The sequence below is a fragment of the Dermacoccus sp. CCH2-D9 genome (assembly GCF_001556795.1).
GTDB lineage: Bacteria > Actinomycetota > Actinomycetes > Actinomycetales > Dermatophilaceae > Dermacoccus > Dermacoccus nishinomiyaensis.
The window spans coordinates 1-923 of the sequence record NZ_LSJT01000132.1; the positions used below are offsets into that span (position 1 = coordinate 1).

Here is a 923-nt window from a genome sequence, read left to right on the forward strand (position 1 = left end):
AACCTCGACGAGGTTGAGCCAGGACCCGCTGGTCGGGGTGAAGTGCAACGTGATCCGCGGGTGCTTGGCCAGCCACTGCTTGATGTCCTCGTGCTTGTGGGTGTGGTAGTTGTCCAGGACCACGTGCAGCTCCCGGCGCGGGTAAGCCCTGGCGACCTTCTTGAGGAAGTCGAGGAACTCGGCCTTACCGTGCCGGTCGTAGCACTGGTCGGTCACCGCACCGGTGGCTACCTCGATAGCGGCGAACAGCGTGGTGGTGCCATTGCGCTTGTAGTCGTGGGTCGCCTTCTCCGGCAAGCCTGGTCGCAGCGGCAGGATCGGCGCGGTCCGGTTCAAGGCCTGGATCTGGGACTTCTCATCCACGCACAGCACGACCGCCTTCTCCGGTGGGTTCAGGTACAGCCCGACCACGTCGCGGACCTTGGCCTCCAGCTCCGGGTCTGTGGAGAACTTGAACGTCTCCCGCCGCCATGGCTTGACCCCGTACTTGCGCCAGGCACGGGCGACGGTGGCATCCCCGATCCCCAAGTGCCTGCCCAGCAACCGCGAGGACCAATGCGTCACCCCGAGTTTGGCCGGTGGCGGCTCGAGCGTGGTGGCGATGATCACGGCATCATCGATGCGTTTCGGTCGGCCCGAACGCTCCTCGTCCTCGAGGCCAGCGAGCCCGTCGACGGCGAACCGGTCACGCCACTTGATCACAGTCGGACGCGAGACCCCGACATGCCGCGCCACTGCCGAGGTGCCCGTCCCCGCCGCGACGGCCAGCACGATCCGCGCACGCTGCGCACGTCCCGCCGGCAACGTCCGCGACCGTGTCCACGAGGTCAGGGTCGCACGGTCCTCTTCGCTGATCTCCAGCACAGGTGACGGCATATGCCATCATCCCATACTGTCAACGAATTAATGACGCGCGACACTAG

Annotated in this window: 1 protein-coding gene; it reads right to left on the reverse strand. The window is 65.9% G+C overall.

Annotated elements, in window-relative coordinates; all coding sequences use genetic code 11:
• Positions 1-876 (reverse strand): IS630 family transposase (locus AX669_RS11005; protein WP_062258430.1); only part of this gene is annotated, 876 nt, incomplete at its 3' end.
• Positions 877-923 lie beyond the last annotated feature (47 nt).